This is a genomic window from Virgibacillus oceani (assembly GCF_014638995.1).
GTDB lineage: Bacteria > Bacillota > Bacilli > Bacillales > Amphibacillaceae > Virgibacillus_E > Virgibacillus_E oceani.
Map to the genome: position 1 here is coordinate 1 of NZ_BMFR01000008.1, position 19,594 is coordinate 19,594.

Below are 19,594 nucleotides of genomic sequence, written 5' to 3' on the forward strand. Positions count from 1 at the left end.
TAACCGCTCAGCCTTGATCGAGCAATTTTTTTAGTCTTTATATAGGTATGGGCACTGTAAAACTATGGTGGAAAAGTGGAAATCATTTTTCGGATGTACACATGTTAAAACACAAATATAATACCAAAAAAAAGCGTTAGGTGCAATGGCTTTTTGACACTTATCCACAAATTCAATCGGTTGTAGACAATTTTTATCCACACCACTATATTTTGTGATTAAGTTGTCGATATGTGTTGTGGATAGAAAAATTTTGTCGAAAATCGTTAAACAGGAGTGTGTGGATAATTATTTTTAAGGGGCATTTGACAGATTGCCTTATTGTTAAGTATAATTATCAAGACTGTCTATTGGATATGTTTTATTATAGATTTTTAATTCCTCAGGGAGGTGCATGATAAATGAAAAGAACGTTTCAACCGAACAATCGTAAACGTAAAAAGGTACACGGCTTTCGCGCACGTATGAGTACAAAAAATGGACGTAAAGTTTTAGCTCGTCGTCGTCAAAAAGGAAGAAAAGTGTTATCTGCATAGGCCGCTGAAATTGTCAGTGGTCTTTTTTTAAGGAGCAGTGTTTCTTGCATAAGTTGAGATCCACTGCTTATTCCATACATAGAATTTGATGTTAGAGGAAGTTCTGTAATGAAAAAAGCATTTCGTATCAAGGATAATAAAGAATTTCAGTATGTATTTAAAAATGGGAAATCCTTTGCAAATAGACAGCTTGTCATTTATTACCTGCAAAAGCCGGATCAGAATCATATTCGTGTTGGACTTTCAGTAGGTAAGAAAATTGGTAATGCTGTAACCAGAAATCGGATTAAACGATATTTACGTCAGGCATTTCATGAACTAGAGGGTAGTGTAATGTCATCATATGATATGGTTATCATTGCAAGAATGCCAACGAAACAAATGCGTTTTCATGAGGTCAAAAAAAGTTTAGTCCACTTATTATATAAGGAACATTTATTGAAAAAATAATGAAATGCAGATTTTATATAGAATCTTGCCTTCATTTAATGATAGAATAACACATAATAACGTTTTCAAATTGTTGTTGGATGTATCGTGCAAATGGACAAGGCATTTGCGCTTTTTGAAAGATAGGAGGAAAAAGGGTGCGTAAAAAGATTTTACTGCTTGCAACCTTAGTAGGTTTGCTGGCATTGCTTTCTGGTTGTACAGATATCAATACACCTATTGATGAAAATACAGAGGGATTTTGGGCAGAATATTTTGTTTACCCAATGTCCATGTTAATTACTTATTTTGCTGAATTGTTTGGAGAAAATTATGGCTTGGCTATTGTAATAGTTACCGTGATTATTCGTTTGGTACTTCTGCCATTAAACGTAAAACAATTGAAAAGCTCTAAAGCAATGCAGGATATCCAGCCAGAGCTTAAAGAAATACAAAAGAAATACAGTTCTAAAGATGCAAATACGCAACAGAAATTACAGCAGGAAACGATGGCTTTATTCCAAAAACATGGTGTAAATCCACTTGCCGGTTGTTTGCCTATATTTATTCAAATGCCAGTTTTGATTGCAATTTATCATGCTATTATGCGTACGGAAGCAATAAAGGCACATGAATTTTTGTGGTTCCAATTAGGACAGCCGGATCCATTCTATATTTTGCCATTGATTGCTGGCGGGGCAACGTTCTTGCAGCAAAAGTTAATGATGGCAGGAAGCCCTGCTGGACAGAATCCACAGATGATGGTAATGCTTTACGTAATGCCAATTATGATTACCGTATTTGCGATTTTCTTCCCATCCGCATTAGCGTTATATTGGGTAGTTGGTAACGTATTTATGGTGGCACAAACTATTTTTATTCGTAAGCCTATGATGAAAGATAATAGTACTGGAGGAGACAAAAAGTGAGAGAAATAACTGCTAGTGGACAAACAGTTGAAGAAGCGGTCCAGTCAGCATTAGAGCAGTTAAACACAACAAGGGACCACGTCGAAATTGATATTATTGATGAAGGTAAAAAAGGACTTCTTGGTGTATTCGGTTCAAAACGTGCGGTTGTAAAAGTGAAACTTACTAAAAATCAAATCCAACAGGCTGAAAAGTATTTAACAGAAGTCGTAAATAATATGCAGGTTCATGCTGAAGTAACAACAGCAGTCGAGGAAAACCACGTTACATTTGATTTGTCAGGTGAGAAAATTGCATTGCTGATCGGAAAGCGCGGTCAGACGTTAAATGCGCTGCAGTATTTGGTTCATCTGGCTATTAATAAAGATGGAAAAGAATTTTATACTGTTACGGTTGATGCAGAAGGCTACCGTTCAAGAAGAAAAGAAACGCTGGAAACTTTGGCAGCAAAAATGGCCGATAAAGCGACTCGTATGAATAAAAAGGTAGCACTTGAACCGATGCCTGCATATGAACGCAAGGTAATTCATAGTGCATTGCAGGACAATAAGCAGGTATCTACTTATTCTGATGGTGTGGAGCCTCATCGACATATCGTAATTAAGCCATAATTTTATTTTAATTGAAAGTGGCTGGGATAAAAGTATATTAGTAAAAGAAAAATCCGAACTATGAATTCTTCAATTAGAATTTATATTAGTTCGGATTTATTTATATGTATTCGTAATCTCTATTGGCGAATTGTCCGTAAAAAATGCGACGTAATGACGTGGTATAAAGTTTATGTTGCTCTTGTCTCGCCGTCCGGGATCGAGGAGAGTGAGAACATCGGCTGCGGGATTAATGAACTATTTATTATTTTTAATTTATGTCGCTTTCTATGTAAACAACGAATTAGGATCTAACCGATGGAAAAGTAATGTTTTTAACTTTACTATCCTGTAATCGTTCGTCTTTTGAGTCAAACGGTTAGCTGTGTCCCAGCAGATTAGTAATATGAGGAACAAGCTGTAAACCTTCTTGAATATTATGAAGGGATTCCCGCTAAGGTAACATTTAAATTGCCTAGCGGTTTTTTAGTGGAATTGTATAAATATGAGAAGCCATCGTTTTGTAACCTGTTGATAAATAAAAACGAATCCGGTTATACACATGTGGACAATCAGGTGAAAAAAATCATAAAAATCTTGTTGTGGATAAGTTTATTTTTGGATTAAATTGTGATATTCTATTAAGTTAGTGACGATAAAAATAAAAATGTTAACGATAGATAATTGATAATGGTTGAGATGGAGGTGAAGTAAGTGGAGACAGATACAATTACGGCGATTTCCACGCCGATTGGTGAAGGTGCAATTGCAATAGTAAGATTAAGTGGTCCAGAAGCAATTAGGATAGCCGATGAGTTATTTAGGGGCAAGGACCTCCGAAGTGCTGATTCACACACGATTCATTATGGAAAAATAATCGATCCGGAAACGAATGAGGTAGCGGAGGAAGTAATGATTTCCGTTATGCGCGGTCCCAAAACGTTTACAAGAGAAGATGTAGTGGAGATAAATTGTCATGGTGGTATGGTGGCGGTTAATCGTGTATTAGAAATTATCTTGAGTAAAGGGGCACGATTAGCGGAGCCAGGAGAATTCACGAAACGTGCATTTTTAAATGGGAGAATTGATTTATCACAGGCAGAGGCTGTAATGGATTTGATTCGTGCCAAAACGGATAAAGCAATGTCTGTTGCATTAAAACAGATGGATGGACGATTATCCAGCCTGATTAGCCGCTTAAGGCAGGAGCTTTTAGAAACTGTTGCCCACGTTGAGGTGAATATCGATTATCCGGAATACGATGATGTGGAAGAAATGTCCCATGAAATGATGCGAAAGAAAACAAAAGAGGTTCACAATGAAATTGAACAGCTTTTAGAGGTGGCTAAACAAGGGAAAATTTTACGCGAAGGGCTTGCTACCGCAATCATCGGCCGCCCAAACGTTGGAAAGTCATCATTGATGAATACTCTCGTACAGGAAAATAAAGCGATTGTTACAGAGGTTGCTGGTACGACGAGAGATATTATTGAGGAATATGTAAATGTCCGTGGAGTTCCATTAAAATTAGTCGATACAGCAGGAATTCGTGACACGGAAGATATTGTTGAAAAAATTGGTGTTGAGCGATCTAGGAAAGTACTAACGGAATCAGATCTGATCTTATTTGTCTTAAATAATAATGAAGTATTGAGTGATGAAGATATAAAATTATTTGAAGCAGTAAGCGGCCTTGAATATATTGTTATCATTAACAAGACGGACTTGCCTAATAAGCTAAATCTTGAAAAGGTTCGTGAATTAGCTGAAGGGAATCCAGTCATAGCAACAGCATTAATTAACGAAGCTGGTGTGGATGAGTTGGAAGCAGCGATTGCTCAAACGTTTTTTGCTGGTGAGATAGATACTGGTGATTTAACGTATGTATCAAATGTTAGACACATCCAATTACTAAAGCAGGCAAAGAAAGCATTGGAGGATGCAATGGCAAGCCTGGAAATGTCCATGCCACTAGATATAATTCAAATAGATGTTACCAGGACGTGGGAGTTTTTAGGGGAGATAATTGGAGATACTGCTAGTGATAGTTTAATCGATCAGTTATTTTCACAGTTTTGTTTAGGAAAATAAGGTTGTTATCTTACTATATACGGGAAAGGTGAAATCAGCTAGTTTGCTGATTCCTGACATCAAGAAAAACAGTAACAATGTTTTTCTTAACAGAAAGGATGAAACATTATGGTATATGATGCGGGACATTATGATGTCATTGTCATCGGTGCCGGCCATGCAGGATGTGAAGCCGGTGTAGCGTCGGCAAGAATGGGTGCAAAGACGTTAATGCTAACACTTAATTTAGATATGATTGCGTTTATGCCGTGTAATCCATCACTCGGCGGACCTGCAAAGGGAATTGTTGTTCGTGAAATTGATGCACTTGGTGGCGTGATGGCTAAAGTTATCGATAAAACGTATATTCAAATGCGAATGTTAAATACTGGAAAAGGCCCTGCTGTAAGGGCATTACGTGCACAGGCGGATAAACCATTATATATTAGGGAAATGAAAAAAACGCTTGAAAATGAAGAAAATTTAACCTTGCGCCAGGGTATGGTAGACAGTTTAATTATTGAAGACGGTGTGTGTAAAGGTGTATTGACTGAAACGCATGCTGCTTATCATGCGGATACAGTTATTATTACAACTGGTACGTTTATGCGCGGAAAAGTATTAATGGGGGATCTGGAATATGAGAGTGGCCCGAATAATCAGCGTCCTTCCATTAAGCTTTCCGAGAACTTGGAGGAATTAGGCTTCGACATTACACGATTTAAAACAGGAACCCCTCCACGTGTAAATAGTCATACAATTGATTATTCTAAAACCGAAATTCAACCGGGAGATGAGATACCTCAAGGATTCTCTTATGAAACAACGGAGTTCATTACAGATCAAATTCCATGCTGGTTAACGTATACGAACGAATTCACGCATCAGATTATTAATGATAACCTGGGACTTTCGGCTATGTATTCAGGAATGAAACGAGGTACCGGACCGCGATATTGTCCATCCATAGAGGACAAAATTGTTCGTTTTAACGATAAACCGCGTCATCAGGTTTTCTTGGAGCCAGAAGGACGTGAAACGGAAGAGGTTTACGTACAAGGGTTATCAACGTCCCTTCCAGAATCGGTTCAGCATGAAATGATTAAAACAGTTCCAGGCTTAGAAAATGCCGAAATCATGCGAGCTGGTTACGCAATTGAGTATGATGCAATTGTTCCAACACAGCTATGGCCGACACTGGAAACAAAAAAAATACCTGGTTTATTTACAGCGGGGCAAATTAATGGAACTTCCGGTTATGAGGAAGCAGCAGCACAAGGGATGATGGCCGGAATCAATGCTGCATCTAAAGTATTAGGAAAAGATTCATTAATTTTAGACCGTTCTCAAGCATATATCGGTGTTTTAATCGATGACCTTGTAACAAAAGGAACAAATGAACCGTATCGTCTATTAACATCACGCGCTGAGTATCGTTTACTATTACGTCATGATAACGCTGATTTACGATTGACGGAAACTGGATATAAGCTAGGTTTGATCCCAGATGAACGATATCAAAAATATGTCGAAAAAAATCGATTGGTTGAACAAGAGAAAAAACGGTTGGAAAAAATTATCATTAAAGCAGAGGAAAATGTTCAGGCTATGCTGCAAGAGGCTGATGCGACACCGTTAAAGGACGCGGTAAGAGCATCTGATCTATTAAAACGACCTGAAATCACATACACAATGCTGGAAAAGGTGATTGAACCTGACCATACATTGCCATTAGTGGTTAAAGAACAAGTTGAAATCCAAATTAAGTATGAAGGATATATTAAAAAAGCTAATGAACAAGTAGAACGCATGCTTAAGATGGAAGATAAGAAAATTCCAGATAATATTGATTATGATGATATTAGCGGTATTGCAACAGAAGCAAGAGAAAAACTTAAAAAAGTACGTCCGCTGTCTGTCGGTCAGGCATCCAGGATTTCTGGTGTTAATCCATCAGATGTTTCTATTTTACTCATTTATATTGAACAGGGGAAAATTGCCCGAATAGCCAACTAATTACGAGGAGACTATTACATGAATCCAGAACAATTTGTAAAACAGCTTAAAGAAAACGGTATGGAATTAAATGAAACACAGATCGAACAATTTGCGATTTATTTTAACGTATTGGTTGAGTGGAACAATAAAATTAATTTGACAGCATTAACTGCTGAAGAAGACGTATATTTAAAGCATTTTTATGATTCTATTTCTGCCGCATTTTATTATGACTTTGCTGGAGACTTGCATATTTGCGATGTGGGTGCTGGTGCTGGATTCCCAAGTATCCCACTCAAAATATGTTACCCCGATCTTAAGGTGACGATAGTTGATTCACTGCAAAAACGTATTGGGTTTCTCAATCAATTAGCCGTAGAGCTTAATTTGTCGGATGTTTCATTTTATCATGATCGAGCAGAGAATTTCGGGAAGAATGTTAAAATGAGAGAAACATTTGATGTGGTAATGGCACGTGCAGTTGCCAGAATGTCGGTATTAAGTGAATTATGTCTTCCATTGTGTAAAAAGAATGGAACTTTTATTGCTATGAAAGGGGCACAATCAAGGGAAGAATTGACAGACGGTAATGCTGCCATACAATTGTTAGGCGGGGAAATAAAAGAAATTCATGAATTTAATTTACCTGAAGAGAATAGCGAGCGTTCCATTATAGTAATTGATAAAAAAAGAAAGACTCCAAAGAAATATCCTAGAAAAGCAGGTATGCCTAATAAAAGTCCTATTGTTTAACAGGGAAAAAATATATTTTCCCTATTACATACTTTTCTGGTTTTAAATATGGTAAAATAAGATCAGGAACTGTTACTGTCTAAGCCTTTTTATTTCATGCGCAGCAGTTTTCGAACTGTAGCGTTTTTGTTATTTTTACTTAAAATGTTCCACGTGAAACATTTCTATTTTTAATGTTATTAATAAAGTTTTAAGAATAAAGGTGGTGTCTGATGATGTTACATCCTTTTAACCGTATTTTTGGTTTAGGAGAGAAATCAGATTCTGAAATAGAAGAAGAAGAATCGTATCACCCAGATGAAGTGATTCAGCTTCCAATAGATAAAATTGAACCGAATCGCTTTCAGCCAAGGTCTATTTTTAACGAGGAAAAAATTAAAGAGTTAGCGCAAACAATACATACACATGGTATGATTCAGCCGATAGTAGTAAGAAAGCTTGAAGGTGAATCGTATGAATTAATTGCTGGGGAACGCAGATGGCGGGCGATCCAAACATTGGGCTGGGAAAAAGCACCGGTTATTGTTCGTGGTATGTCAGATGCGGAAACAGCTTCTGTTGCATTAATTGAGAACCTGCAGCGTGAAGAATTAACAGTCATTGAAGAGGCTAGTGCATATGCCAGACTATTAGAGCTCCATTCCTTAACACAGGAAGCATTAGCACAGCGGTTAGGGAAGAATCAATCTACAATTGCAAATAAGCTAAGGCTGCTTAAATTACCTGAAAGTGTGCAGCAGGCTTTACTTAATAAAGAAATTACGGAGCGCCATGCGCGCGCCTTAATTAAATTGAAGGAACCGGAAAAACAGGAAAAGCTTTTACAGGAAATTTTAGAAAAAGAATTGAATGTAAAGCAGACGGAAGAACGTATAGCAAAGTTAGAGGAAAAGGGCTCAGATAAGAAGAAGAAACGACCAAAACTAAAAGGTGTTAATAAGGATATTCGGATAGCGATGAATACGATTCGTCAATCATTAAATATGGTTTCGGATACCGGAATAGACGTTGAAACAGATGAAGAAGATTTAGATGAATACTATCAATTCACCATTAAAATTCCCAAAAAGAAATAATATTTTTATATACTTTCCAGGTATAATACCCGTCTTTTGATTACAGATGGGTATTTTTGTGAGCAAAATAGAAATTTTAGTATGATCTAGACAGAAAAAATAAATTTTCCTGCTGAATTAGTCTCTTTTTTCCTAAAAATAGAGTAAAAATCTACAGCAAATTACTTTTTTCTAACAAAATAAAAAAATAATAGTTATATTTATTAAAAGAATGATAGAATATAAATTATAGAGTTTTAGGTAGGTGAGAAACAACATGGGTAAAACAATTGCCGTGGCAAATCAAAAAGGTGGCGTAGGGAAGACAACTTCTTCAGTTAATTTAAGCGCGTGTCTTGCATATCTGAATAAGAGGGTATTGCTTGTAGACATTGATCCACAAGGAAATGCTACAAGTGGTGTGGGAATTAACAAAGCGGACATGGATCAATGTGTATATAATGTGCTAGTAGAGGATCTCCCTGCAGAGGAAGTATGTGTTTCTACTAATGTAGAGAATTTGGATATTATTCCGGCTACCATTCAGCTTGCTGGTGCAGAAATTGAACTGGTTCCAACTATTTCACGTGAAATTCGTTTAAAAAAATCGTTAGACAGTCTTAAAGATAAATATGACTATATCATTATTGACTGTCCTCCTTCATTAGGATTGCTGACCATAAATGCACTAACTTCAGCTGAAACGGTTATGATACCTGTACAATGTGAGTACTATGCATTAGAAGGACTTAGCCAGTTGTTAAATACAATACGATTAGTGCAAAAACATTTAAATAAAGAGTTGATGATTGAGGGCGTACTATTAACGATGCTAGATGCTCGTACAAATCTTGGGATTCAGGTTATTGAGGAAGTGAAGAAGTACTTCCAGGATAAGGTTTATCAATCTGTTATACCAAGAAATATTCGATTAGGTGAAGCCCCAAGTCATGGTCAACCGATCATTACATATGATCCAAAGTCGAGAGGCGCAGAAGTTTATCTTGAATTGGCGAAGGAAGTGATGAATAGTGGCGAGAGGGTTAGGTAAAGGTATTAACGCATTTTTTCCTGGAATGGAAGACGAAATTGATGAGGCTGCAATACAGGAAATAGCTATTAATGAATGCAGGCCAAATCCTTATCAGCCCAGGAAGACATTTCATGCAGATGCGATAGAAGAGCTTAAAGAATCTATTTTGCAATATGGAATTATCCAGCCTTTAATTGTCCGTAAAAGTATTAAAGGTTTCGAAATTGTCGTGGGTGAGAGGCGTTTCCGAGCAGCAAAAGAAGCCGGATTAGAAACGGTTCCAGTTGTTGTAAAAGAACTAACTGATGAAAAGATGATGGAGCTCGCATTGCTGGAAAACTTACAACGCGAAGACTTAACGCCTATTGAGGAAGCACATGCATATGCGAATTTAATGAACGAACTAAATATTACTCAAGAGGTACTATCACAACGTTTAGGCAAAAGCAGGTCACATATAGCAAACATTGTCCGTTTGCTTTCCTTACCGGATCAGGTAATTGCGTACATTAATAATGGTGAATTGTCTATGGGGCATGGGCGCGCACTATTAGGTCTAAAAGATAAAGTTAAATTACTGCCGTTTGTTAATAAGATTAGACAGGAAAAGCTTAACGTTCGTCAGGTAGAGCAATTAATCATTCAATTAAATAGCAAAACTCCTAAAAAGAAGCAAAAACCAAAGAAGGATGTTTTTTTGCGGGAGAGAGAAACTATTTTACGCGACCGTTTAGGAACAGCAGTAAATATACAGCGCGGAAAACGAAAAGGTAAAATCGAAATTGAATTTTACACAGATGATGATTTAGAAAGAATAATAGAAACACTAGAATCTTAACTTTATATAATAAGAGGACTGACTTTACAAGATATCTATTATGTCAGTCTTTTTTTGTAGATTATTTTATAATAATACGGCGTAATTGCTATGTAGATTTTACATGTTATGATGCTCTTTTACCCGCAGTCAGCATGGACATCGCTTTCCGGAAGCTCAACAATATTCACGGAAAGCTAGATGTATTTATGACGCTTTTTAAAAGGGCATTTTTGTATAAAAAAGTAAAGAAATCAGATAAACTATTGATAATAGCTGAGTGCAATAGGGGATACGTTTATGATATATTTTGACCAAGCTGCATCATCTTTTCCCAAGCCACCCAAGGTAACAGAAAAGATGATCGAAGTAATGAACAATGTGGGAGCTAATCCCGGCAGAGGAGGACATGCATTAGCCCGTAAAGCAGCAGAAATAGTTCATATGACAAGAAACAAAGCCTCTGAACTGTTCGGATGCAGCAATCCTAAAAGAGCATTATTTTATCCAAATGCTACAGTAGCGCTAAATCAGGCTATAAAAGGGTTGACTTGGCATGAAGGGGATCATATTATTGCAACTTCATTTGAACATAATTCCATCCGCCGCCCACTGGAATATTTAAAACAAAAATATGGCGTCACTGTATCGTATATACAATGGAACGGGGATGAAAAAAAGTTTATACGAACTATTAACAATTTCATTCAGCCCCGTACTAAGTTAATTGCTATGACACATGCATCAAATGTCACAGGGGATCTTATTCCAATTAATGGGGTGACAATGCTTGCTAAAGAAAAGAAAATATTGTCACTCGTAGACGCTTCTCAAACAGCAGGGCATCTACAGATCAATATGAAGAAACAAAGCATTGACATGTTAGCTTTTCCCGGTCATAAAGGTTTGCTGGGACCACAGGGGACAGGAATGCTGCTGGTGGAGGCTGATGTAGATTTGGAACCGATACACCATGGAGGAACAGGGGCATTTTCCGAAAGTCCCGAGCAACCTGAACAATGGCCAGAACGCATGGAAAGTGGAACGTTGAATACACCGGGAATTGCAGGATTATATGCTGCTCTATGCACATTTGAGGAACGTGAGGATAAAAATGTTCCACGTGAAACATTTCTTGCTAATCGTTTATACAAAGGGCTAAATGAAATACCAGGGATAACTTGTTATGGATCATCCAATGAAGCAAGGATGCCAATTGTAGCCTTTAATGTTAGAGATGCAGATTCACAGGAAATTGCAATGGTATTGGATTCCCATTATGATATTGCAGTACGGGGCGGGCTGCATTGCAGTCCATTGAGTCATGAAACGTTGGAAACAATAAACCAAGGAGTAGTCAGAGCGAGTTTAAGCAGATATAATACAGAAAAGGAAGTAGAAACATTTCTAAATGCAATTAAAGAAATTTCAGCGGCATACAACGAACTCTAACAACATAGGGCAGACAATGGAGATGTGGGTATGGTTTTATTTGGAACTTTAGTAAATGGTGCATGTATAATAGTAGGAAGTATAATAGGATTATTTTTCACAAAAATACCAGAGCGGTTTAAGGAAACAGTCATGCATGGAATAGGATTGGCTGTAGTATTAATCGGCATGCAGATGGCTTTTTCAACAGAGTCTATTATAGTCGTCCTAATGAGCTTACTTAGCGGCGCAATAATAGGTGAATTTATCCATGTTGAGGAAGGGTTAAACCGGTTGGGGAATTGGATTGGCAGCAAGTTTACCACTGCTAATGAAGATTTTAGTATGGCACAGGGCTTCATAACAGCCTCACTTATTTTTGGAATAGGGGCAATGTCTATTATTGGTGCGTTGGACAGCGGGATAAGAGGGGATCATGAAGTACTAATTACGAAAGGGGTAATTGATGGATTCGTCGCGCTTGTCTTAACAACAACTTTAGGATATGGTGTGATTTTTTCGGTATTTTCAGTAGTGCTGTATGAAGGGACGATTGCAATATTAGCAACTCAAATAGACAATTGGATGTCTGAAGCCTTTTTAAATGGCTTCATAACTGAGCTTACTTCGGTGGGTGGTTTATTGATTATCGCCATCGGTTTGAATCTATTAAATCTCATGAAAATTAGAGTGGGGAATCTATTGCCTGCCCTTATTACAGTTGGTATTATTTATTATTTCTATGAATTATTTGTATGATTTTAAATTAAAATGTCACCAAACGTATAATTTTGGTGACATTTTTAGTACAACACTATTTTAATGAAGCAATTCACGAATTTCCCTTAGTCAGATCTTATACTTCTGACCTCTAAAAGGAAAGACCAGGTTTTGTCCTTAAACAAATACTAGCTGAATCCAATAATACAATAACATTAACGTAACAATTGTTGTAATCGGTATAACCAATAGTGAAACTTGTAAATAATCTTTCCATTTAATTTTAATCTTATATTGTTTCAGAATATATATCCAGATAAGGGAGGCAAGTGTTCCAATCGGTAATAATAAAGATCCTATATCACTTCCAATAATGTTTGCAAGGTAGATAGTTTTTAATGTAATAGGATCAAGACCCATATCCGTTAATGTTATAGTTCCTATCATTAATGCAGGGTGGTTATTAAAAAGGTTGGAGAGAATGGATACCAATCCACCCATAATAAAACTTGCTTGCAACAAACCCTGACTTACGATAGGTTCACAAAATCTTACTAGCATCGCTGTTAGACCAGCATTATGCAAGCCATAAATGATAACATACATGGAGAACGCAAATACTAAAATGTGCCAAGGTGTTTTCTTTAAAATATCTAATGGATTAATCCCTAACTGGTACCATCTAAATAGCAGTAAAATTACTGATCCAAGTACTGCTACCAATTCAATGGGGATAGAAAGATAGGATGCAACAAAGAGCAAACAACGCAGGATGAATACAAAAAGCAAAATCCTTAACATGAGCTTTGTTCGTTTTCTTTTTGTTTCAACAGAAATGGTTCTTTTCAATGGATGAAATCGTTTTGTGAAAAAAATATCTTCTATATAGTGAATGGAACCTGGCAAAGTTTTTGGAAGCTTCCTCTTTACTAATATGAACATAAGCCATGACATAAATATCAACCCTAATGTTGCAGGTACAAATATCATTGCTGTATGCATGTAAAGTGACATATCGACTATTTCAAGTGCAATTAAATTTACAATATTGCTTACCCCAACTGGTGCACTAGAAGCTGTTGCAATCAATGCCCCTGTCAATAGATAAGGAATCATTTGATGTGGCTTTAAACGGAGATTCTTGAGGAGTAAAATGAGAATAGGGGTTGTAATCAAGATACTGCCATCATTGTTAAATAAGAGTGTCATTAAAAAACATAGCAGCTGAATGTACCAATATAAACGGTACCCTGAACCTTTTGCCAAGGTTGCAAGTCGTGCTGCAGCCCAGTGGAAAAAACCAAAACTCTGCAGTGTTACTGCCATCACTATTGTTGCGATAATAGTGATAGATGCACCGCCAATTTTACTAATTATATCAGTAACATCTCCATATGATACCTGCCCTGTCAGTACGATAATCAAAGCTCCAATTGATGCTGGCCATGCTTCGTTGATCCCACGCGGTCTCCAAAATATGACTACCATGGTCAAAAGGAAAATCAGAATAGTAAAGCCAATTCCGAAAGCCATGATAATTCTCCTTTCAAAATCTTAAGACACGTGTACGCGTATCAATTCCTTTTATTGTTCGCTCTAGTTAACTAATCACTTAGGACTGATAACAAGGTAATATAAATACCTAGCAGATAATAGAAAACGTAAGTGTCTTTCTTTCTATTTAATATATTCTCCCTATATGAAAGTGCTTGGATTTAAGCGTAAATCCGTTAAAATGTGTGATTGTAACTCTAGTAAAACTGTCCGTTAATGATGCTTTAATTAGTCACATTTCCACCACTTAACGGAATTTCTAGTAATACTGTCTATAGAGATAGATTTACCTGCAAGATAATAGCCTGCTAACTATCGTCACTTTATAAAAAAAACAAAAAAGCACACAAAAAAACGTCTGGAATATTTAAATTCCAAACGTTTTTGTTTCTTATTGTTTTAACAGGTTCCAGCTATTACATATCCGCTATATTCTGTGTTAATGGTGGTGCAATGGTTGCGGGAAAAGACCGACTATAGCATAAGCGTCTATCAATCTCCTCTAAAATCGCTGCCATTTTCTTTGCCATCTCAACAACTACGGATAGCCTTGTGTTTTGCAAAATCGAATATTCCATAAAGCCGCTTATATTGACTACTCCGGTAACATGAATATCTCCAATGGAAGGCAGTGGTTTATTTAATGCCGCTCCTGGCTTCAAAGGACCCTCTCCGGTGATAATACAGCCAACGGAGGTGCTCTTCCCCAGGCATGCATCAATTGCAATTATATAGGGGTCTCTATGCTGTTCTGTGATCAGTTTTATATAACCTTCAAGGTTCGTTGCATGGACTGGTTCTTGTAACGTACCATATACAGTCATATGCTTGGGTTTCATTTCAGAAAAAAAGGAACCAGTTAATGGGCCGAGAGCATCTCCAGTAGATCGATCTGTCCCAATACAAACTACTACATACTCACGAGGTATCTCAGGAAGCCATGAAATAATTTTTTCTGAAATGGTGGTAATCAAGTCCGGATTCGTATGTAGTACCTTCATATTATCATTTTTTGCTGCAAAACCTGTTTTTAGATTCATAGCTTATCCTCCACATACATATTGGTATAAGTATACGAACAAATTACTTTTTCTATACATACATCATAAAAATATTGGAGGAAATTCCATGTGGAGAGCTGGATTGAAGTGGATGTTTTTAATCATTGGAACAACAATTGGTGCAGGATATGCATCCGGAAGGGAACTGTGGCAATTTTTTGGGCATGAAAGTGGACTAGCCATCCTTCTGTTTGCTGTGTTCTTCTCGATCTCATGCTTCGTTATTATGAAAATAAGTTTTCAAAGAAAGTCAACCGATTACCTTCCCGTTCTTCGGGACATTGTAGGAAATAAATTAACCGGTATCTATGATGTGATGATTTTTTTATATTTGTTTACGACAACAGTTGTTATGCTTGCAGGCAGCGGTGCAACTGGACAGGCATTTAACGTGTCCTATTGGTGGGGAGTACTTGTAATTGCAGCTGCACTTATTCTGCTGTTTGTAAAAGATATAAGCGGATTATTATCTATGAATCAATTTATTCTACCATTATTACTTAGTGGCCTTATCTATATTTTATTGTTGTTTACGTTTGATCAGAAGCTTTCACTTTTTTCGCATTGGCATGAACAGCGGAATTGGACTGCTGCATTTCCATTCACGGCTCTAAATATTTTGCCGTTAATCGCAGTATTAGGTGCGATTGGCAATAAGGTTCGTTCTAAAAAGGAAATATGGATTGCAAGTTTAGGAAGCGGCGTTATACTTGGGGTAATTTCATATATATATAATAATAGCTTAATCCAAATCGCGGATGAATTGCTATTATATGAAATCCCGTTGTTTGCAATATTAAAGGAATATCCATTTGAAATGCTGGTTTTTATGTCAATTCTGCTTTGGTTTGCCATTTTTACAACAGCGGCAGCAGGCATTTTGGGAATTGTTACAAGACTTCAGAATCACTTTACGATACCTTTGTGGCTATTAGTTTTGCTAACCTTGATTGTGATGGTTCCATTAACAACAGTGGGCTTCTCTACATTAATAACGTATATTTATCCAATTTACGGACTATTGAATCTATATGTCTTATCTCGTTTGCTGTTATACCCCATTTGGAATAAACTGGATAAAAGGGTGTGATGAAAATAATCTTGCTCTTTTCTTTTAATAATCCCTATATTGTTGTAAAATTTATTCATATATTGGAGTTAATCCATTTCAACTTACTAGATTTTGGAGGGTATAACGTGGATAATTTCATCGATTTATGGGATTATATTACAGGTCCGGAACTGTGGAAAGCAATTGGTGAAGGCCTTTTTAGGATAATTATAATAATAGTACTATCAATGATCGTTGTTCGAGTTGGTAAAAAGATAATCGATCGTTTATTTCAAAATAAACAACGGGGTCCATTTCAAATAACAGAGCGCAGGGAAACTACTCTGAAAAAACTAGTACACAATATGCTGACGTATACGGTTTACTTTGCAGCAATAATCATGATTCTCGATAATGCCTTTGGCTTTAAGGTTGGTGCACTTCTGGCTGGTGCTGGTGTTGCTGGACTGGCAATTGGTTTTGGTGCACAAAGCCTGGTCAAGGATATTATCTCCGGATTCTTTATTATTTTTGAAGATCAATTCTCTGTTGGTGATTATATTTTCACCTCGAATGCTGAAGGTACTGTTGAGGAAATTGGCATTCGTACAACTAAAATTAAAAGCTGGACAGGCGAGCAGCATGTCATTCCAAACGGCAATATAACACAGGTTACAAACTATTCCGTTCATAATGGCTTAGCAGTTATTGATATAAACGTTCCATACGAGAGTGATGTAGTAGCTGCGGAAAGAATTATTAACGATTTGGCTCAGGAGCTGCCGGGCAAATATGAACAGATTGTCGGTGTTCCTGAAATTATTGGTGTACAAACGCTTGAGTTGTCTCATTATGTTATTCGCGTAACTGCCGAAACACTGCCGGTATATCAATGGGCAGGTGCTAGGGTCATCAGAAGAGAGGTGAAGGAGCGGCTTTATAATGCGGGCATTGAAATCCCATCACCGCGCCTTGTTATGTATTCACGCAATGAAAGTCCAACAGCACTTGAAATGGATAGTGTACAGGAAAGGGATCAAGAGAGAGAATAGAAGGTAGGTATGATTTATGGCTGATAAACAGTTTGCTTTAAATGATGTGGTTCAAATGAAGAAGCAGCATCCATGTGGCGAGAATCGGTGGAAAATAATCCGTATGGGTATGGATATACGGATTAAATGCCTTGGATGTGACCATAGTGTACTTATACCCCGTAAGGATTTTACGAAAAAGCTGAAAAAGATTCTTGAAAAGGCGGAAGAATAGCTAAAAAAATTTTTTTACACGAATAATACGGATTTGTTTCGATTTAATAGATAGATAATATGTTTTTGATAACGGAAAAGCAAAAATAGACATGGAAACATGTTTATTTTTGCTTTTTCTTTACTTGTCAATTTGTGTGCTTGTATTATAATTGGTAAGACGAACGCGTTCAGATGAATGAATCCTTAAGGAGTGAAAGTTTACATGTCTCTTACAGCAGGAATTGTCGGTCTTCCCAATGTTGGAAAATCAACACTATTTAATGCAATTACACAGGCGGGAGCAGAAGCAGCAAACTATCCTTTTGCTACAATTGATCCCAATGTGGGTATTGTGGAAGTACCGGACAATCGCTTAAATAAATTAACAGAATTAGTAAATCCAAAGAAAACAGTGCCAACAACATTTGAGTTTACTGACATTGCAGGAATTGTAAAGGGTGCAAGCAAAGGGGAAGGATTAGGAAACCAATTTCTGTCCCATATACGTCAAGTAGATGCAATCTGCCAAGTTGTACGTTGTTTTGTTGACGAGAATATCACACATGTATCTGGCAAAATTGACCCAATTGATGATATTGAAATCATCAATTTAGAGTTAATCCTAGCTGACCTTGAAACTGTCAACAAACGATTTCAGCGGGTTGAAAAGTTAGCAAGACAAAAAGATAAGGAAGCTCTGGCAGAGTATGATGTGCTTGTAAACTTAAAAGAGGGTTTTGAGGGTGAAAAACCAGCAAGGGCCTTAGACTTCACGGAAGAACAGTGGAAGGTTGTAAAAGGTCTCCATTTGTTAACAAGCAAGCCAATTTTGTATGTGGCGAATGTAAGTGAGGAAGAAGTTGCAGAGCCAGACTCAAACGAAAATGTTCAAAAGGTCAGGAAATATGCAGCAAATGAAAATGCAGAAGTAATCGTAGTCTGTGCCAAGATTGAGGAAGAAATTGCTGAATTGGATCAGGACGAAAAAGAAATGTTCCTGGAGGATTTAGGCATTTCCGAATCTGGCCTGGACAAGCTTATTAAGGCATCTTACAGCTTATTGGGCTTAGCAACATATTTCACTGCGGGAGTCCAGGAAGTACGTGCATGGACTTTCCGAAAAGGGATTAAAGCACCTCAAGCAGCAGGAATTATTCATACCGACTTTGAAAGAGGCTTCATTCGTGCTGAAACTGTTTCATATGAAGACCTTGTTAGTGCTGGCACAATGGCCAAAGCACGCGAAAATGGAAAAGTTCGTTTAGAAGGTAAGGAATACATCGTAAAGGATGGAGATGTTATACATTTCCGGTTTAACGTATAATTTGCGGGCTTGCATGTTTTCCGGTTTGAATTATTAAGTAGCGTAAAGAAGGATCTCTCGAAAAGTTGTTTTTTTGTAAATGATTTGGTATAATACACTATTGTGAGTAATTACTAAAGAATTACTCCTTGCTCCTTTATTGAAAAGCTGCTAGCTTATCAAAAAAAGGAGCCGCTAAGACCAAAAGGAGGTGTAACGGATGAGAAAATACGAAATCATGTATATCATCCGCCCAGACATGGAAGAGGAAGCGAAAACCGCTTTAATGGAACGTTTCCACAAAATCTTAACAGATAATGGCGCGGAGATTGCGAAAGTTGATGAAAAAGGCAAGAAACGTCTTGCTTATGAAATTCAAGACTATCGTGATGGATACTATGTAGTTGTTAATTTCACTAGCGGTGAAGAAGCAATTAATGAATTTGACCGTCTTGCGAAATTCTCTGATGACATTATTCGTCATATGGCAATTCGAGAAGAAGATCAATAATAAGGAGTGGTTCTGATGTTGAATCGTGTCGTACTTGTCGGCAGGTTAACGAAGGATCCGGATTTACGTTATACACCAAACGGAGTGGCAGTAGCCAATTTTACGTTAGCTGTTAATCGTCCATTTTCCAATCAGCAGGGAAATCGTGAAGCTGATTTCATTAATTGTGTTGTATGGCGCAGACCAGCTGAGAACCTTGCTAACTATATGAGCAAGGGCAGTATGGTAGGTGTAGACGGCCGTGTTCAAACGCGTACTTTTGAAGGACAAGATGGTAAAACAGTATTTGTTACAGAAATTGTAGCGGATAGTGTACAGTTTTTAGAAACAAAAGGATCTTCTCAGAATAAAAGTCAAGGTTCACCTGGCTTTCAACCGAATCAGAATCAAAACCAAAACCAAAACAGACCAATTCCAAACGAAGAGGACCCGTTTAAAAATAACGGTCAGCCTATCGATATATCGGACGATGATTTACCATTTTAGGGGTCAGGTAATATCTATTT

Annotated in this window: 20 protein-coding genes; 18 read left to right on the forward strand and 2 right to left on the reverse strand. The window is 37.2% G+C overall.

Going from position 1 to position 19,594, the window contains the following annotated elements; translation table 11 throughout:
- Positions 1 to 401: 401 nt before the first annotated feature.
- The 12 genes from rpmH (at position 402) to IEV74_RS10825 (ending at position 12,400) form a co-directional block, all read left to right on the forward strand.
- Positions 402 to 536, forward strand: coding sequence for a 50S ribosomal protein L34 (gene rpmH, locus IEV74_RS10770; RefSeq protein WP_035724279.1), 135 nt, complete (start codon positions 402 to 404; stop codon positions 534 to 536).
- Between the two features lie 108 nt (positions 537 to 644).
- On the forward strand, positions 645 to 986 hold the full coding sequence (gene rnpA, locus IEV74_RS10775; protein WP_188455399.1) for a ribonuclease P protein component: 342 nt from the start codon (positions 645 to 647) through the stop codon (positions 984 to 986).
- Between the two features lie 137 nt (positions 987 to 1,123).
- Positions 1,124 to 1,894 carry a YidC family membrane integrase SpoIIIJ gene (gene spoIIIJ, locus IEV74_RS10780; protein WP_188455400.1) on the forward strand — a complete coding sequence of 257 codons (771 nt, stop codon included), beginning with the start codon at positions 1,124 to 1,126 and terminating at the stop codon, positions 1,892 to 1,894.
- Complete coding sequence (gene jag, locus IEV74_RS10785) at positions 1,891 to 2,505, forward strand: RNA-binding cell elongation regulator Jag/EloR (RefSeq protein ID WP_188455401.1); 615 nt, start codon at positions 1,891 to 1,893, stop codon at positions 2,503 to 2,505. Before spoIIIJ ends, jag begins: the two co-directional genes overlap by 4 nt.
- A gap of 693 nt (positions 2,506 to 3,198) precedes the next feature.
- On the forward strand, positions 3,199 to 4,575 hold the full coding sequence (gene mnmE / locus IEV74_RS10790) for a tRNA uridine-5-carboxymethylaminomethyl(34) synthesis GTPase MnmE (RefSeq protein ID WP_188455402.1): 1,377 nt from the start codon (positions 3,199 to 3,201) through the stop codon (positions 4,573 to 4,575).
- A gap of 108 nt (positions 4,576 to 4,683) precedes the next feature.
- Positions 4,684 to 6,570, forward strand: coding sequence for a tRNA uridine-5-carboxymethylaminomethyl(34) synthesis enzyme MnmG (gene mnmG, locus IEV74_RS10795; protein WP_188455403.1), 1,887 nt, complete (start codon positions 4,684 to 4,686; stop codon positions 6,568 to 6,570).
- 18 nt (positions 6,571 to 6,588) lie between these two features.
- The gene (rsmG, locus tag IEV74_RS10800) at positions 6,589 to 7,305 is read left to right on the forward strand and encodes a 16S rRNA (guanine(527)-N(7))-methyltransferase RsmG (protein ID WP_188455404.1); all 717 of its coding nucleotides are present in this window, start codon (positions 6,589 to 6,591) and stop codon (positions 7,303 to 7,305) included.
- A gap of 215 nt (positions 7,306 to 7,520) precedes the next feature.
- Entirely contained in the window at positions 7,521 to 8,381 is an 861-nt protein-coding gene (noc, locus tag IEV74_RS10805; protein ID WP_188455530.1) for a nucleoid occlusion protein, read from the forward strand.
- Positions 8,382 to 8,637: 256 nt separating this feature from the next.
- Positions 8,638 to 9,411, forward strand: coding sequence for a ParA family protein (locus IEV74_RS10810; RefSeq protein ID WP_188455405.1), 774 nt, complete (start codon positions 8,638 to 8,640; stop codon positions 9,409 to 9,411).
- The gene (locus IEV74_RS10815) at positions 9,392 to 10,231 is read left to right on the forward strand and encodes a ParB/RepB/Spo0J family partition protein (protein ID WP_188455406.1); all 840 of its coding nucleotides are present in this window, start codon (positions 9,392 to 9,394) and stop codon (positions 10,229 to 10,231) included. The genes IEV74_RS10810 and IEV74_RS10815 overlap by 20 nt, the downstream gene beginning before the upstream one ends.
- A gap of 279 nt (positions 10,232 to 10,510) precedes the next feature.
- Complete coding sequence (locus tag IEV74_RS10820) at positions 10,511 to 11,662, forward strand: aminotransferase class V-fold PLP-dependent enzyme (protein ID WP_188455407.1); 1,152 nt, start codon at positions 10,511 to 10,513, stop codon at positions 11,660 to 11,662.
- Between the two features lie 30 nt (positions 11,663 to 11,692).
- The gene (locus tag IEV74_RS10825) at positions 11,693 to 12,400 is read left to right on the forward strand and encodes a DUF554 domain-containing protein (protein WP_188455408.1); all 708 of its coding nucleotides are present in this window, start codon (positions 11,693 to 11,695) and stop codon (positions 12,398 to 12,400) included.
- A 138-nt stretch (positions 12,401 to 12,538) separates the two neighbouring features.
- On the opposite strand, the gene IEV74_RS10830 is transcribed toward IEV74_RS10825, so the two are convergent.
- Positions 12,539 to 13,894, reverse strand: a complete 1,356-nt coding sequence (locus IEV74_RS10830) for an arsenic transporter (RefSeq protein WP_188455409.1) — start codon at positions 13,892 to 13,894, stop codon at positions 12,539 to 12,541.
- A 437-nt stretch (positions 13,895 to 14,331) separates the two neighbouring features.
- Positions 14,332 to 14,955 carry a spore protease YyaC gene (yyaC, locus tag IEV74_RS10835; protein ID WP_188455410.1) on the reverse strand — a complete coding sequence of 208 codons (624 nt, stop codon included), beginning with the start codon at positions 14,953 to 14,955 and terminating at the stop codon, positions 14,332 to 14,334.
- Positions 14,956 to 15,043: 88 nt separating this feature from the next.
- On the opposite strand from yyaC, the gene IEV74_RS10840 reads away from it, so the two are divergent.
- The 6 genes from IEV74_RS10840 to ssb all read left to right on the forward strand — a co-directional run bounded on the left by IEV74_RS10840 (position 15,044) and on the right by ssb (position 19,574).
- Entirely contained in the window at positions 15,044 to 16,066 is a 1,023-nt protein-coding gene (locus IEV74_RS10840) for a YkvI family membrane protein (protein ID WP_188455411.1), read from the forward strand.
- A gap of 107 nt (positions 16,067 to 16,173) precedes the next feature.
- The gene (locus tag IEV74_RS10845) at positions 16,174 to 17,079 is read left to right on the forward strand and encodes a mechanosensitive ion channel family protein (RefSeq protein WP_229683134.1); all 906 of its coding nucleotides are present in this window, start codon (positions 16,174 to 16,176) and stop codon (positions 17,077 to 17,079) included.
- Positions 17,080 to 17,095: 16 nt separating this feature from the next.
- Entirely contained in the window at positions 17,096 to 17,293 is a 198-nt protein-coding gene (locus tag IEV74_RS10850; protein ID WP_188455412.1) for a DUF951 domain-containing protein, read from the forward strand.
- A 204-nt stretch (positions 17,294 to 17,497) separates the two neighbouring features.
- Entirely contained in the window at positions 17,498 to 18,598 is a 1,101-nt protein-coding gene (gene ychF / locus IEV74_RS10855; RefSeq protein ID WP_188455413.1) for a redox-regulated ATPase YchF, read from the forward strand.
- 199 nt (positions 18,599 to 18,797) lie between these two features.
- Positions 18,798 to 19,088: a 30S ribosomal protein S6 gene (gene rpsF / locus IEV74_RS10860; protein ID WP_188455414.1), complete on the forward strand. Its 291-nt coding sequence runs from the start codon at positions 18,798 to 18,800 to the stop codon at positions 19,086 to 19,088.
- 15 nt (positions 19,089 to 19,103) lie between these two features.
- Positions 19,104 to 19,574 (forward strand): single-stranded DNA-binding protein, encoded by a 471-nt coding sequence (gene ssb, locus IEV74_RS10865; RefSeq protein WP_188455415.1) that lies wholly within the window; start codon positions 19,104 to 19,106, stop codon positions 19,572 to 19,574.
- Positions 19,575 to 19,594: the final 20 nt, after the last annotated feature.